We start from the raw sequence: 13,070 nt of genomic DNA, 5'->3' as shown, positions 1-13,070 counted from the left end.
CCCATTATATGCCCCTGCAAGATTTTAATAAGAAGATTACTGACCGGTTAAGCCGGCTTTTAACCCTTATACCAGGCATTTTTATTTTCCTCATAACGTCCTGTACCAGCAACCAGCAAAGTTTCCGGCAGTTTATGGGCTTTAATCCCGGTAAGGATGTCAAAAATATTAATATCTATGCCGATGAATGGGGCATAGACGCATCCTATTGGCTTGCCTTCGAGTGCCACGATTCAACAGTTAAAAAGATTGCCACCAGCCTGAAGCTGAAACCGGAACCCAGCGCAACAAGGGGACTATTTGGCGGATTAAACAGCGAACCCGCCGCCTGGTGGGACACGACTTTTATCTTTCATGCCAAACCACTTAGCCGGCGGCAGGATCAGCAGTTTTGGTTCTTGTGGTATGATACAACAACAAGAAAAGCCTATTTCCTAACACTTGACATATAGCTTCCATGAAACGTATAGTTCTCCTGGTAATCTCCGGAGTCTTACTGCTGACAGGTTGCAGCGATCAACCGACAAAGCTTTCCGGTAAAATAGAAACTATCGAAGTGGCGCATATCAACTGGGCCTGTGATTGTGCCGATTTTATTGAAACAAAGTATTTCAGGAACAATCCTGACTACGAAACCAAAGAAGAAGATTGTATTTTCATTGAACCGGCCAATCCAAAGCTGAAGATCCCCGAAGATTATTATACAAAAGGGTATTTTGACAACAACCTTAAACTCACCGGGCAATTTTATACGGACAAAGGAATTTCGGACTCGTATGAAAGCAAAGTATCCAAAAGCTCAGCAAAAAAAGCAAAAGTATTTCGTTATGATAGTTATAAGCTGATAAAGCAAGCTTGCTGCCAATAACCGAAAAGACATTCTACTGCATTGATATAATGACACTTTAATATTAATAAAATATTGTTATCATGCAGCTTTTTTCCGAAATTAGCATTTATATTTCTTATTTTCTCCACTACAACACAGCACATCGGTCAAACTAGCAAGAAAGAGAATCTCATTAGCATTTATAAGGGTGCTTATAGGAAAGCTCTGTTAAAACCTATCCAATTGACCTGGTTTGTAATTATAATTTGTGCCAATATGAGTAAAAGCAAAAAAATACAAGTTGAAGGAAGGGAAATAACCATTCTTGTTGAAAATGAACAAGAATTTATTTCTCTTACTGATATGCTGAAAGCAAAAGACGGTGATTTTTTTCTTTCTGATTGGCTTCGTAACAGGAATACGATTGAATATCTGGGCATTTGGGAATCTGTTTATAATCCCATTTTTAATTATGGCGAATTCGCCATAATTAAAAGTCAGGCTGGATTAAATAGCTACAAACTTAGCGTTAAAGAGTGGGTTGAGAAAACAAACGCTATCGGACTGAAAGCAACAGCAGGCCGCTATGGAGGTACTTATGCCCATCCGGATATTGCTTTTGAATTTGGTATGTGGATCAGCCCACAATTCAAAATCTACCTCATCAAAGAGTTTCAACGCCTGAAAGCAGAGGAAAGCAACCGGCTTCAATTAGAATGGAGTTTGCAACGTACTATTTCCAAAATCAATTATCGCATTCATACTGATGCTATTAAGGAAAATCTGATACCAAAAGAAATTACACGACAACAGACAAATTTAGTTTATGCCAGCGAAGCTGATTTGTTGAATGTTGCCCTCTTTGGAGTAACTGCTAAAGAATGGAGAGAGGCAAATTCCGAAAAAAGCGGTAATATCCGGGATCATGCAACACTTGAGCAATTGGTCGTTTTGAGTAATATGGAAGGTATAAATGCTTTACTTATCCAACAGAATTTATCTCAAAGTGAGAGACTAATACAATTAAACAAAGTTGCCATCGCCCAAATGAAATCCTTAGTTGCGAACAGCACGATAAGAAAATTGAAATAAGTCAACTTAAATCTCCACGTAGTATGTGGAGATTTAAATTGGATAAATTACCGGTTTACGCCATCGCACTGGTAACCAGTACGCCTTCTGCACGTGGGGCCAGTTTCGCCTGCTCCAGCAATTTCTTCCGCTTGCGGTACAGAATATAAGTAAAAGTATAAAAGGCGACGAAGAGCAGCATATATACCCAGTCGGGCTTGCCAATGGAAAATACAGAATAGGTGGCGCCGATCAGGTCATACGCAAAGCCGGCATAAGCCCATTCCTTCAAACGGTGAAAGCCGGGCAGCAGGATAGCAATAACACCCAGGAACTTTGCTACTCCAATAAAAGGAATAAAGTAAAGCGGGTAACCCAATTCGGTGTGCATGCCCTGAATAGCTATCGGGTGACTGAAAATGTCAGGGATAGCCGACATAAGCATAAAGGCGCCAAAGAGGCTTGTAAAGATCCAGTAGAGAATGTTTGTTGTTTTCATGACTTTTTGTTTTTGATGGAACAAAGCTATCAACAGGAATTTTCTTTGAAGGGGGGTGTCCCAGTCATTTTAGGGGGGCGACTGCGACCAGCACCAGGCTTTTGAAAAAGTCACGCATTGCGTGACCAATTAAGTAAGAATCCCCATGCAGTGCGTGGGGAATATGACAGACATACAAGCGAACATCCATTGTATCGAAACCGCACATTTACACTTTTCATAAATTCATAATACCCTGATTGGCAACCTCTTCAAAAGATGGCATTTTCTTAGCAGCTTTACCACAACCAGTTACACCAGAATTCCCTGCATTATGTTCAGCAATTACTTTAAAACCGCGTGGCGCAGCCTGCTACACAATAAGGCATACAGTATATTAAACATCCTTGGCCTGGCAACAGGTATGGCTGTTGCTTTGCTGATCGGCCTTTGGGTATATGACCAGTCATCTTATGATCGTTTCCTTCCCGGCTATGAGCAGGCCTACCAGGTAAGATTTAATTATAACAATAACGGAGAGATACACACACAAGACGGAGTATGTTTGCCATTGGCAGAGGCGCTGAAAAACGACATCCCGGAAGTGGCCTGGGCAACGCCCGCTTTTGGTCCTGTTGACAATGTGCTCGGGCTAGGAGATAAAAGATTGCGTCCTAAGGGCATGATAGGTGGGGACGACTTCCTGAAAATATTTCAGTTCTCTGTTCTGAAAGGCAATGCAGCTACGGCTTTGAAAGATCCTTATTCCATTGTACTCACTGAATCGACTGCCAAAGCTTTATTTGGCGATGCAGATCCCCTCAACAAAATGATCCGCATCGATAACTTTGAAGACCGGAAAGTAACGGCTGTGATAAAAGACGTTCCCCGTAACTCCACTTTCCAGTTTGATTATATCACAGCATTCAGCGCCTTTACAAGCGGAGGTTGGGTAAAAGCCGCCGCCACCAACTGGGGCCATAATTTTTTTAAGCTATACATTGGCCTGCAGCCCAATGCCAGTTACGAGCAGGCAGCCTCCAAATCAAAGACAAGAGCGGAATAACCAGTACTGCCTGGCGCTTATCGGTGCACAACACATCCGGCGACTCCCGCACACTCAGGGTTTACCTGATATGCGCCAAAGTGAAATAATCCCCTTAAAGAAATTACCTTAGCGGCGCATTCAACAGGCCGGCTGTATTAACCGGCGCGTCGCCCATGAATTGGTTACCCGTTTACGAAATTGTATACATCATTGTAGTAGCGCTGGCAAGTCTGCGCATCATTTATGATACCCGCAGTACTACCAAAACAGTAGCTTACCTGCTGCTGGTTATTTTCGTTCCCATAGCAGGGGTCTTTATCTACTTCTCCTTTGGTATCAATTACCGGAAAAGAAAGATATACAACAAAAAGCTGGTCAGGGATAATAACCTCGAAAAGAAAATACAGTCGGCCATTGTGCATTACACCCTGCACAACCTCGAAAGCAGTAACCCGGCCATTGCCCATAACAAAGAACTGGCGCGGTTGCTGCTGAAAGACAGTTCCAGTCCCTTAACGGCCAACAACCAGGTACAAGTACTGGTGAATGGCGAACAGAAGTTCCCGGAAGTATTGAAAGCGCTCGAAAAGGCACGATACCATATCCACATCGAATACTACATTTATGAGGATGATGAAACAGGGCGGGCTATTGAAGAGATACTGATCCGGAAAGCCAAAGAAGGAGTGGATGTGCGGTTTATTTATGACGATTTTGGCAGCCGCTCCATCCGTAAGAAAATGGTACGCCGTTTACGGGCAGCCGGGGTACAGGTCTTTCCTTTTCACAAGATCATCTTTATTGCATTGGCCAACCGGCTCAATTACCGCAATCACCGCAAGATCATTGTCGTGGATGGCAAGGTGGGCTTTGTAGGCGGCATCAACGTCAGCAACAAGTATGTTAATGACGCCAATGACGCTGGTAAGCTGTTCTGGCGCGATACCCACCTGCGTATTGAAGGACCAGGCGTACAATACCTGCAGTATCTTTTCCTGGCCGACTGGAATTTTTGTGCCAATGAGCATATTGAGCCTGACAGTATCCTGTTTCCCAGAACGCATATATCCGCCAAAGGCGATAAGCTGGTGCAGATAGCTGCCAGCGGTCCGGATTCCGACAGACCCACGATCCTGTTTTCGCTGCTGCAGGCCATTTTCCTGGCACAGGAAGAGATCCTGATCACCACGCCCTATTTTATCCCGGGTGAAAGCATCCTCGAAGCATTGATCGTGGCAGCCTTGAGCGGACTGAAAGTGAAGCTACTGGTGCCGGGCGTTTCAGATTCTGTATTTGTGAATACGGCTGCCCGGTCGTATTACAGTGAGTTACTGAAAGCGGGTGTGGAGATATACCGGTACCAGAAAGGTTTTGTACATGCGAAAACGATGGTGACCGACAGCAAGGTGGCCATTGTAGGCACCGCCAATATGGACTACCGCAGTTTTGACCTCAACTTTGAAGTGAATGCCATTGTGTATGACCAGGCGATCGCCCATGAATTACGCACTATCTTTTATGAAGACCTGAAAGGCGCCGAAAGGATTGATCCCATTACCTGGGATGCGCGGCCCTGGTATTATGAGATGGCCGAAAAGACAGCCCGGCTGGTAGCGCCGATGTTGTGAGTGGCGGGGGATGAGTGCAATGGATGATTGAAAGGTATACCGGGATAACGGCAGGAGGGGAGCTAAATTTGACATAAGTCAATTTGACTACTGTAACGTGAAAACCGCGCCCGTATTGTGGTTCCCCGTGGAACATCACGTGTTTCTTTGTTTTTTTTCACAAGTATTCCACTTTTTAAACAGCTATCTGTTGTAGTTCAGGCATATCTGAGAAGAAGGGAAAGGAAAAAAAGTTTTAGCGCTTTCGTTTTTCACGGAGGACTCGTTTAATAAAACTCAATACTTCCATCCGGGCGTACCAAATCTCCCACATATTTCTGTTCTGCCAAAGGAGCCGGAAATGGCAACGACCGTAAATAGGGTAGGTCTACCTTTTCCCAAAGCGCTTGCATAAGGGGCGTCGTTACTTTTTTATATTGATGGGTAAAGAATACCGTTAAGGCCTGCTCCAGCACATGGATGGTACCTTCCAGGATGTCATCGTGCGCCGATACCAGCTTCAGGGGAACAATCATTTCATAGATCTTCGCCTTTTCCTGGCTGACTGTTCTTGCTCCTTTGGCCAGGAAAATCTCGCTACTGGTATAGTGCGGGCCTTCCTCCATAAAGATGATGGAAAGCATAATTTGCCATTGCTGGTTCAATACGATACCCGCCCGTTTGAATAAGTGCTCTGTTAAATGATCTATATAGTAAGTCCTTAGCTTATAGGAAACCGCAGGCGCTTTTTCCCGGGGTATACCTGTAAAATAAATGCCGAACTTATCGGAGGTTACCGTCGCATTAGAAGTGGACATAAATGGTGAGGCTTAATGTGTGCTGATAATTGGTGATGTTGCATTTTATTCGCCCTTGAAGGTAGCAATTTCCAGGCCCCGGTGGTTTGTAGCTACTGTATAAGTGCCTGGACAGGTTTAGATCTGCTGGTGTTTTATTGTGCAGCCAGCAAAATAGACGGTAAAATTTGACACAAGTCAAGGGACGCTACCGCAACGTGAAACACTCGTCCATATTGTGGTTCCCCGTGGAACACTCCATTTTTTATTTGTTTTTTTTCACAAGCACTTCACGGGGGATGACAAGAGACCTGTTACATATTCTCAAGAGTATCCAATACTTTGATCAGATCATTTAGATCCTCCAAATAATAATTGCCAGCTCTGATGCCTCCTTTATCTACTTCTATTTGACTGGAGGTGTCGAAGAAAATTTCTATGCCAGCATCTGTTTTCCTATAACTAATAGGACCAATTTGGACCCAACCATGATCAATAAGGTAGGAAGTGTAGATATTTTGAAACATAGTTTGTTGATGAATTTATTTCAGAAAGCAATTGCAGTTAATAAGCTCGAAACTATCTACCGGTTATATTTCTTTCCAATAATTATTCTTTGAATTTCTGTAATAACAAACAGGCGAAATCAGTTAAAAGGAACAACTAAATATTCTTTTCATGTCTGGTTTCTTTAGTAATCACCTCCTGTCACCACGTCGTTTCATAAAAACAATCATACCGTTTCTTTGCCTGATATATCTTCAAGGCAGTGCACAACAGTTTGAAACGACCCTGTCCCCAACATATAAAGCGGTGCCGCCCCTTAACTCAATTCCCGGGTTACATGCAGACTTTATTACCATGGTCCCGGATTATACAAATATGCAACTGATTTATACCTTCAAGTTATCGAAGGTAAAGATGGGGATTAAGTTGTTCAGGTTCGACAGCACCATGAAGGTGCTAAAGAAATATGACCTGCTAAATGGCGAAAAGAAGTTTGGCCCTTTTCCTGCAGAATTGAGGAAATTCGGTTCAAAGTTTTACCTGTTGTATTATATTTATGAAGAGGAAACAGGAAGCCTCAAATTATTTATTGCCAGCATTGACCCGGAAACCCTGCAACCCGGCGAGGGGACGCTGCTATTCGAAATGCCCCAGGCGAATACCGGGCTTTTTAAATCGGAAAAGCTGTACGATGCAGTAAGTGTACAAGTAAAAGCGTCTCCCAATGATAAAAAACTGCTGGTGAGTTGGTCGTCCACACTGAGCAACCGGTTTTATCTGGCAGTTCTCGACAAAGATCTGGCCCTTGAGTGGAAGAAAGATGATATAGTGGCTAAAACGGATAAGATACAGGAATTCACTTCCTGCCTGGACGATAATGGCATAGCCTATACTTCTTATCAATATAGTACTGGTAAAGACGAATGGGTTTATAAAGTGGGGGTTTATAGTTTTTCCGGTAAGTTAAAAGAGCATGAGGTTAAAACCAGGGATAGCAAAGTGTACCAGGTACTATTGATACCTTCAAAATCGGGCAAACTGGTCCATGTGATAGGCAGTTATTCTGAACATCCATTTGCCCTCAGCGGCTTATACCAAAAAGCCATTTCAACAGCAGATTACCTATTGCAAGGCGATACCCAAACACCCTTTAGCAAAGAACTGATCGAACAATTGACTGCTGATGGTTGGGCCAGTACCAAAGAAAAAAAGTACGGTTTGAATGATGTGCGGCTACAGGGATTTGAGTTGGCAGATGGCAGCCTGGCCCTGGTAGGTATGTGGAGGACAACAAATTGGACGGGAAGGGCGACATTTAATATTTCCGGTAGCTTGTTGCATGCCCGTATCCATGAGGGAGTTGTAAGGGTAGCGTCCATTCCCAAATACCGTGTGAGCGCCGGCAGTACAATAGGTGATTCGTATGCAGCCTTTCCCTGTGGTAATAAACTTTTTATTTTTTATAATGACAATGAAGATAACTTAAAAAGGGACCCTCTCAAGCCACCCACTTCCTCCAATAAATACAAAAACGCTGTATTAGCTGCTGCTTATTTTGATGGAGATGGAACCATCAGGCGGGAGATGGTCATGAACAATGCCGACGGTTTTGTTCCTTTTGGAGAATTTATCCGCCCGGTAGCGCCCGATAAGTTCCTGGTGCCGGTATTGGAAGTTAAAGGACTTGGCGGCATAGGCGATGAAGGGAAATGGGGGACGATCAAGGTGAAGATGTAGGTTATGCTATTGGAAGTGCATTTGCACGATGGAAGGTCGGATGATGGAAGTCCGATACTACAAAATATTCAACTTGTCTGTATAAATTCTTTCCAGTGACAGGTTTAGCAGGTTGTTTATAATCTTGTGAAGAATGCGACTGCAGCTATGGTAACTGACTCACCACCAGGTAAAGCCGAATGAATAGCGTTTGTCGGATAAGATGATCTATCAGGCAGTTAAAGAGGCTGATGATTGGATACAATAAAGATTTCAAACGAAGGGAATTTTCACTTTTCTAAAAATAAACAGCGCAGAAAACAGTTTTATAAAAGATTTTTCTACTTTCTAATAATATGCCCCATGCGCTCCATTACCAAATACCCGATTACTTTATTGCTGGCAGTCTTTCCTATCATAATAGTCCTGCATAGCTGTAGCAAACCCTATGATGAAGATTCGCTATCTGACAAAAAGGAAATTACCTCATTCATATTTCTAAAAACAGATAATGCAGGTTTCCTTACTAATGATATAACTGCCACTATTGGGACAGACACCATCAGTGCATGGGTTCCAGCAGAAACAAATATTACTAATCTGAAAGCAACAATTGTTCATAATGGTAAGACTATATCTCCTGATCCTGGCAGTAACCGGGATTTCTCTATGCCAGTAGTATACCAAGTCATGGCGGGGGATGGCACCACGCATTCCTATACTGTTAAAATTAGCAAACACAAACCTTTGTTAAATACAGCCAACCGGATTGTTTACTTCGGTGATGACGAAGATTATTTTTTTGCCCTGGATGCGTTAACGGGACAAGAGATTTGGAAAAAAAAGTTATGGCATCCGACAAGATCAGCTCCCTTACTCCATAAAGGAACGGTATATATTCAGCACGTATGGCAGCAATTCTCAGCGCTTGATGGAACCACCGGCACACAGAAATGGATAACTGGATTTTATGGAGGTATTGGAGGGAGTCCTTTGATGTATAACGATGAATTATTTGCTGTGTCAAGCAACAATATTTATAAGTTAGATACTGGTACCGGCTTTGTAAAATGGAGATACTTTCCTAATAGCACCAACACCTTATTCCAAGGCAGCCCGACTATTGCACATGGGAATTTGTATATAGATAGCGTATTCGATATGATGGCACTGGATTTAGCCAGCGGTGCCGTTAAGTGGAAAAGAAATCTTGGTGGTAGTTTTATCGGAGCTAATCCATTGATATTGGGAGACCTATTGTATGTTGCGGGCGGAGGTTATTTCTATGCCCTCAATGCTCATACAGGGGAAATTGTTTGGAAAACGGTTATTGGGCTAACATACAGCAGTGCCACTGCGGCCAATGGTTTGATATATATTGCCGGCAGACTGGAACTTTATGAGTTGGACTGGTATATATGTGCTCTCGATGCCACCAATGGTGCTCTGAAATGGAAAACGCCTACAGGAAAATCACTTTATAGCAGTCCGACTGTAGCCAAAGATGTAGTGTACTATGGGAACGAAGATTCCAAACTGTATGCTTATAATGCCATTACCGGTGAGCTTAAATGGACATTCACCACTGGAGACGATTTATTTGGCAGCGCCACAGTAGCCAATGACATCATTTATATAGGTTGCGTCAACCGAAATTTATATGCTTTGGATGCCAGAACAGGCGAAAAGATATGGGTCTATGCGGCTCCTAACCCGATACTAGGTCATCCCAGTGTTGTTGACTCCGCCGGCAAGGTTTATTATCCATCTACCTCAGGTATGAAAAACTAGCATCATTATTTTAGCTATGTATTAATATAGTTCAACGCTCATTTGCATTTTAAACCACCTCATCTGCACACCGTTGAATAAAAGCCAGGCATGGTTACAGTAGCCATCACATACAGGTCCCTTTCCGGATTAAAAGAATTAGTGCGACCTGTCTCACCCTCGCAGGGCCTATCCCGATTCTGCGGGAAAGCAGACGGAGCAGGCTGGCGTGAAGACGTGCCTGTGTCCACGGCCTCCTTCTTCGCACTGTCTCCCGAAGAGCTTGTCCCGCTTTGCGTGGAGGATGCCGCGACAACTTCCTCCACCAGCGGCTTCTTATCTTCCACATATTGTTTTGTCAATACTTCCTTCACTTCTTCTACTGTTTTACCTGTTTTAATCATCGTAAATGCCATGCCGGAAAGCTTGCCATATACGCCATGCTGCTGTTGGTCTTCCGGTAATGCACGATAAATAAACTTTACCGTCTGGGAGGCCTGGGCAAACAAACCAGCATAATGCATCGTACGCCAACGGCGCGGATCTTTCTTAAACGCCTTGCCTTCTTTGGAACCATTCTCACGCTCGATGAACTCATCCTTCAGTTTATACCCGATGGTGGCGCCCATCTTACCGGTAAATCGATGTGTACCTTTTTGCTTTGCCATAAAATTGTTTTTAAATGTTAGAAAAAGAACCATCACCACTTTCACTGCAAACATACAGCGGCCTGGTACCCATTTCCAAATGAGCATGAAACAAATGAATATAAAGGATAACAAATGATTACTATTGATTACAAATGAAACCCCAATCTCATATCCCTTTCCGGTCTTTCCGCGTTACCGGCTATAGGCAGCCCATATATTGCTCCTATCAGGCCCATATTAAGTCCATACTAAGCCGAAAGTAAGCCAAGATGTGGAGGGCATCATAAGCGTACCATGAGCGTATCATAAGCGTACTTTAAGCGTAGGCAAAAGAAGCAAAAGCAGACAGACCGGTCCACAAGGACTCCCTGGGAGAAGGGTCGGCAGGAAGAAAAAAGTAGGATATGTGCGAAAGGCTGATCATGAAAAAATGAATGAATATGCGGTAATCGTATACTACAATATAAGAAAAAAACTGTTTTCTCCAATGAGTTGGACCGATAGAATCCGGTATACTTTAACAGCATCTACCCCTTATGGGGGAACTTTTTAACACATTATTGCTGCCTGAAATACAGACGCTAAGCCTTTTCTTGTCTAAAAATGCTTCCCCGGGCCCAATTGTTGCAACTTATATTCTTTGCACTGCTATTTGTTAAATCTGAAATGTAGGTGTATGAAAACGAAGCATCTTTTTAGCTACACTTTTATGGTCCTGTTGATGGCTACATTGATGGCGGCTTGCAGTAAGGATAAGGATAACGGAAATGGCAACAATAATTCCCCCACGGTGTTCATGAAGAATTCTGTTTTCTCCAACACCAACCTGCAGGTTGTGTCGGGAACAACAGTAATATGGAAAAACGATGATACGATGGTTCACACCGTTACTGCTGATAACAATAGTTTTGATAGTGGCGATATGCAACCGGGCGCCAGTTACAGTCGCACATTTAACAGCACCGGAACTATTGCCTATCATTGCAGGCACCACCTGGGAATGACCGCTGTAATTGTAGTGGTGGCAGGAAATTAAAGTGTATAAAAATCACACATACCTCCGGGAAGTCACAAAGCCCGGAGGTTTATTTCGGACTTATCCTTGGAGATTTGCAGCCAGTGTAGTCTTTACAGCTTCTACTTTCGCCTTTTTCGCCAATGCTTTGGATTACCACAAGAAACTCCCAATGATTAAAGTATCTGTCACGTCTGAAAATACGATAACGAGTTCTTTAATATCAGTGAATGTATGAATCGCAACAAGCTCTTCCTTAAAACTGTTTAATTCCGCTAATGCTTTTTCGTATCCTGGTTGATCTGAAAAGGCTGCTTTGCTTAGCTTTACATTATACCGGATTGTATAGATGCTCCATGCTTGTTGGCGAGGAACTACAACTCTTGTGTGTCGAATATTCTTATGCTGGAAATCCGGCCATATCGTCTTAAGGGATTTAGCCAGGGGAGAGTTAAGAGGTCCATAAACAGTTGGCATATCTGTTGGTTGTGTTCAGTGAATTTACAACGTGTTGCTAAAAAATACCACTCCAATAGTAATCCCCAATATTATGATCGAGACGAAGATCATAACACATAAGTGAGACCAGATTAAAGACTGTGGGTTTATAATAGCATTTGCAGGGTATTCGGCTTCGTAACAGATAGTGACCAACTCCCCAATATCCTTTCGTATAGAGCTATAATCATCAGATTCAATAATAAGTTCCTGGCCATTTTGAGTAGTGAGTTTTACTATGGGTGCATATGTAGTGTGCAAATCCTCATCTTTTTTTTGATTGTAGTCTATGATTGGACCCTTGGTAAAATATCCTGTTTTCATCAGTTGTTGTATCCGGACATATTCCAGCCAGGCAGGTTTCAGGAAGAATAGTATGGCCATGAAGTCTAATAAAAGGATACCTATAAGGGCGAATAGGAGAGTTGACATGCTAACGGAAAGTTGTATCTGCGTCAAAGATAATGATTTTTCTGCCTTAAGCACAGGATTTGGTTGCTGGGCTTAAGCTATTGCAGATCTATTGGGCAAACTCATCAGGCTTGTATCGGATCAGATTGAAGGATTTGGGTTGTAGCGTGAAACACACATCCACATTATTGTTCCTTGAGGAATACTTGTTCTTTTACAAGTATTCCTCAGGTACGGTTATGCCTGTATGAAAATTATACATCCATCTTCTTTAATCTAGATTGCATGATGAAGTAGTTGCAGAATTCCATTTCTTGGTCTGCCTGATTCAACTTTCAGGTTGTACACATTCCCCGTTTTGGTTTTTAGGAAAATAAAATCCTCGCTTTTGGACATTGTAAAGTTTGGATCAACGCCAAATGGGAAAGGGTGGACATTTTCAATATCAGTATATTTCAGCTTGATTAAGTCCATATAAAAATCATTCTTAAATAATAACAAAGAGTCCGTAAGAGCAAGCCACTCTTCATCGTTTTTGTAATAGCTGACAATAATGTCTTTGTCGGAAATTGTATCTGAAAGTACATATCCAGGAATAATATTTTTAGCTTTTGTATAAAGCCCTTCTTCTCCTTTTCGCAGGAAAATAGCCCTTAAACTATTTGCATTCATA

13 protein-coding genes are annotated in these 13,070 nt (G+C 42.7%); 8 read left to right on the top strand and 5 right to left on the bottom strand.

Going from position 1 to position 13,070, the window contains the following annotated elements; translation table 11 throughout:
* Positions 1–8: 8 nt before the first annotated feature.
* The 3 genes from HB364_RS26970 to HB364_RS26960 all read left to right on the top strand — a co-directional run bounded on the left by HB364_RS26970 (position 9) and on the right by HB364_RS26960 (position 1,921).
* On the top strand, positions 9–452 hold the full coding sequence (locus HB364_RS26970; protein ID WP_167291528.1) for a hypothetical protein: 444 nt from the start codon (positions 9–11) through the stop codon (positions 450–452).
* Between the two features lie 5 nt (positions 453–457).
* Positions 458–868: a lipoprotein gene (locus HB364_RS26965; RefSeq protein WP_167291527.1), complete on the top strand. Its 411-nt coding sequence runs from the start codon at positions 458–460 to the stop codon at positions 866–868.
* 237 nt (positions 869–1,105) lie between these two features.
* On the top strand, positions 1,106–1,921 hold the full coding sequence (locus HB364_RS26960; RefSeq protein ID WP_167291526.1) for a KilA-N domain-containing protein: 816 nt from the start codon (positions 1,106–1,108) through the stop codon (positions 1,919–1,921).
* A gap of 55 nt (positions 1,922–1,976) precedes the next feature.
* Here HB364_RS26960 and HB364_RS26955 read toward each other — a convergent pair whose 3' ends face one another.
* The gene (locus HB364_RS26955) at positions 1,977–2,399 is read right to left on the bottom strand and encodes a DoxX family protein (protein WP_167291525.1); all 423 of its coding nucleotides are present in this window, start codon (positions 2,397–2,399) and stop codon (positions 1,977–1,979) included.
* Between the two features lie 313 nt (positions 2,400–2,712).
* On the opposite strand from HB364_RS26955, the gene HB364_RS26950 reads away from it, so the two are divergent.
* Both HB364_RS26950 and cls read left to right on the top strand, forming a co-directional pair.
* Positions 2,713–3,444, top strand: a complete 732-nt coding sequence (locus HB364_RS26950; RefSeq protein ID WP_167291524.1) for an ABC transporter permease — start codon at positions 2,713–2,715, stop codon at positions 3,442–3,444.
* 155 nt (positions 3,445–3,599) lie between these two features.
* Positions 3,600–5,054 (top strand): cardiolipin synthase, encoded by a 1,455-nt coding sequence (gene cls, locus HB364_RS26945; RefSeq protein ID WP_167291523.1) that lies wholly within the window; start codon positions 3,600–3,602, stop codon positions 5,052–5,054.
* Positions 5,055–5,320: 266 nt separating this feature from the next.
* On the opposite strand, the gene HB364_RS26940 is transcribed toward cls, so the two are convergent.
* Positions 5,321–5,851 carry a hypothetical protein gene (locus tag HB364_RS26940; RefSeq protein WP_167291522.1) on the bottom strand — a complete coding sequence of 177 codons (531 nt, stop codon included), beginning with the start codon at positions 5,849–5,851 and terminating at the stop codon, positions 5,321–5,323.
* Positions 5,852–6,712: 861 nt separating this feature from the next.
* Between HB364_RS26940 and HB364_RS26935 the strand changes: the two genes are divergently transcribed.
* Both HB364_RS26935 and HB364_RS26930 read left to right on the top strand, forming a co-directional pair.
* Positions 6,713–8,074 (top strand): hypothetical protein, encoded by a 1,362-nt coding sequence (locus HB364_RS26935; protein ID WP_167291521.1) that lies wholly within the window; start codon positions 6,713–6,715, stop codon positions 8,072–8,074.
* Between the two features lie 234 nt (positions 8,075–8,308).
* The gene (locus HB364_RS26930) at positions 8,309–9,844 is read left to right on the top strand and encodes a PQQ-binding-like beta-propeller repeat protein (RefSeq protein WP_167291520.1); all 1,536 of its coding nucleotides are present in this window, start codon (positions 8,309–8,311) and stop codon (positions 9,842–9,844) included.
* 59 nt (positions 9,845–9,903) lie between these two features.
* Here the strand turns inward: HB364_RS26930 and HB364_RS26925 are convergent, their stop codons facing one another.
* On the bottom strand, positions 9,904–10,491 hold the full coding sequence (locus tag HB364_RS26925; protein ID WP_167291519.1) for a hypothetical protein: 588 nt from the start codon (positions 10,489–10,491) through the stop codon (positions 9,904–9,906).
* Positions 10,492–11,149: 658 nt separating this feature from the next.
* Between HB364_RS26925 and HB364_RS26920 the strand changes: the two genes are divergently transcribed.
* Entirely contained in the window at positions 11,150–11,509 is a 360-nt protein-coding gene (locus HB364_RS26920) for a cupredoxin domain-containing protein (RefSeq protein ID WP_208420110.1), read from the top strand.
* Between the two features lie 132 nt (positions 11,510–11,641).
* Here the strand turns inward: HB364_RS26920 and HB364_RS26915 are convergent, their stop codons facing one another.
* Both HB364_RS26915 and HB364_RS26910 read right to left on the bottom strand, forming a co-directional pair.
* The gene (locus HB364_RS26915; protein WP_167291518.1) at positions 11,642–11,965 is read right to left on the bottom strand and encodes a hypothetical protein; all 324 of its coding nucleotides are present in this window, start codon (positions 11,963–11,965) and stop codon (positions 11,642–11,644) included.
* Between the two features lie 708 nt (positions 11,966–12,673).
* Entirely contained in the window at positions 12,674–13,069 is a 396-nt protein-coding gene (locus HB364_RS26910; RefSeq protein ID WP_167291517.1) for a hypothetical protein, read from the bottom strand.
* Between the last annotated feature and the right edge of the window lies 1 nt (position 13,070).

Source organism: Paraflavitalea devenefica (assembly GCF_011759375.1).
Taxonomy (GTDB): Bacteria; Bacteroidota; Bacteroidia; order Chitinophagales; family Chitinophagaceae; genus Paraflavitalea; species Paraflavitalea devenefica.
Note: the sequence above shows the minus strand (reverse complement) of the source record. Positions and strands in the feature narration are given on the sequence as shown.

What these genes read in the sequence shown, in the direction of transcription:
- HB364_RS26940 (WP_167291522.1), bottom strand. Translation starts at nt 5,851, where the DNA reads ATGTCCACTTCTAATGCGACGGTAACCTCCGATAAGTTCGGCATTTAT.
- HB364_RS26910 (WP_167291517.1), bottom strand. Translation starts at nt 13,069, where the DNA reads ATGAATGCAAATAGTTTAAGGGCTATTTTCCTGCGAAAAGGAGAAGAA.
- HB364_RS26935 (WP_167291521.1), top strand. Translation starts at nt 6,713, where the DNA reads ATGCAACTGATTTATACCTTCAAGTTATCGAAGGTAAAGATGGGGATT.
- HB364_RS26950 (WP_167291524.1), top strand. Translation starts at nt 2,713, where the DNA reads ATGTTCAGCAATTACTTTAAAACCGCGTGGCGCAGCCTGCTACACAAT.
- HB364_RS26915 (WP_167291518.1), bottom strand. Translation starts at nt 11,965, where the DNA reads ATGCCAACTGTTTATGGACCTCTTAACTCTCCCCTGGCTAAATCCCTT.
- cls (WP_167291523.1), top strand. Translation starts at nt 3,600, where the DNA reads ATGAATTGGTTACCCGTTTACGAAATTGTATACATCATTGTAGTAGCG.
- HB364_RS26965 (WP_167291527.1), top strand. Translation starts at nt 458, where the DNA reads ATGAAACGTATAGTTCTCCTGGTAATCTCCGGAGTCTTACTGCTGACA.
- HB364_RS26925 (WP_167291519.1), bottom strand. Translation starts at nt 10,491, where the DNA reads ATGGCAAAGCAAAAAGGTACACATCGATTTACCGGTAAGATGGGCGCC.
- HB364_RS26955 (WP_167291525.1), bottom strand. Translation starts at nt 2,399, where the DNA reads ATGAAAACAACAAACATTCTCTACTGGATCTTTACAAGCCTCTTTGGC.
- HB364_RS26920 (WP_208420110.1), top strand. Translation starts at nt 11,150, where the DNA reads ATGAAAACGAAGCATCTTTTTAGCTACACTTTTATGGTCCTGTTGATG.
- HB364_RS26970 (WP_167291528.1), top strand. Translation starts at nt 9, where the DNA reads ATGCCCCTGCAAGATTTTAATAAGAAGATTACTGACCGGTTAAGCCGG.
- HB364_RS26960 (WP_167291526.1), top strand. Translation starts at nt 1,106, where the DNA reads ATGAGTAAAAGCAAAAAAATACAAGTTGAAGGAAGGGAAATAACCATT.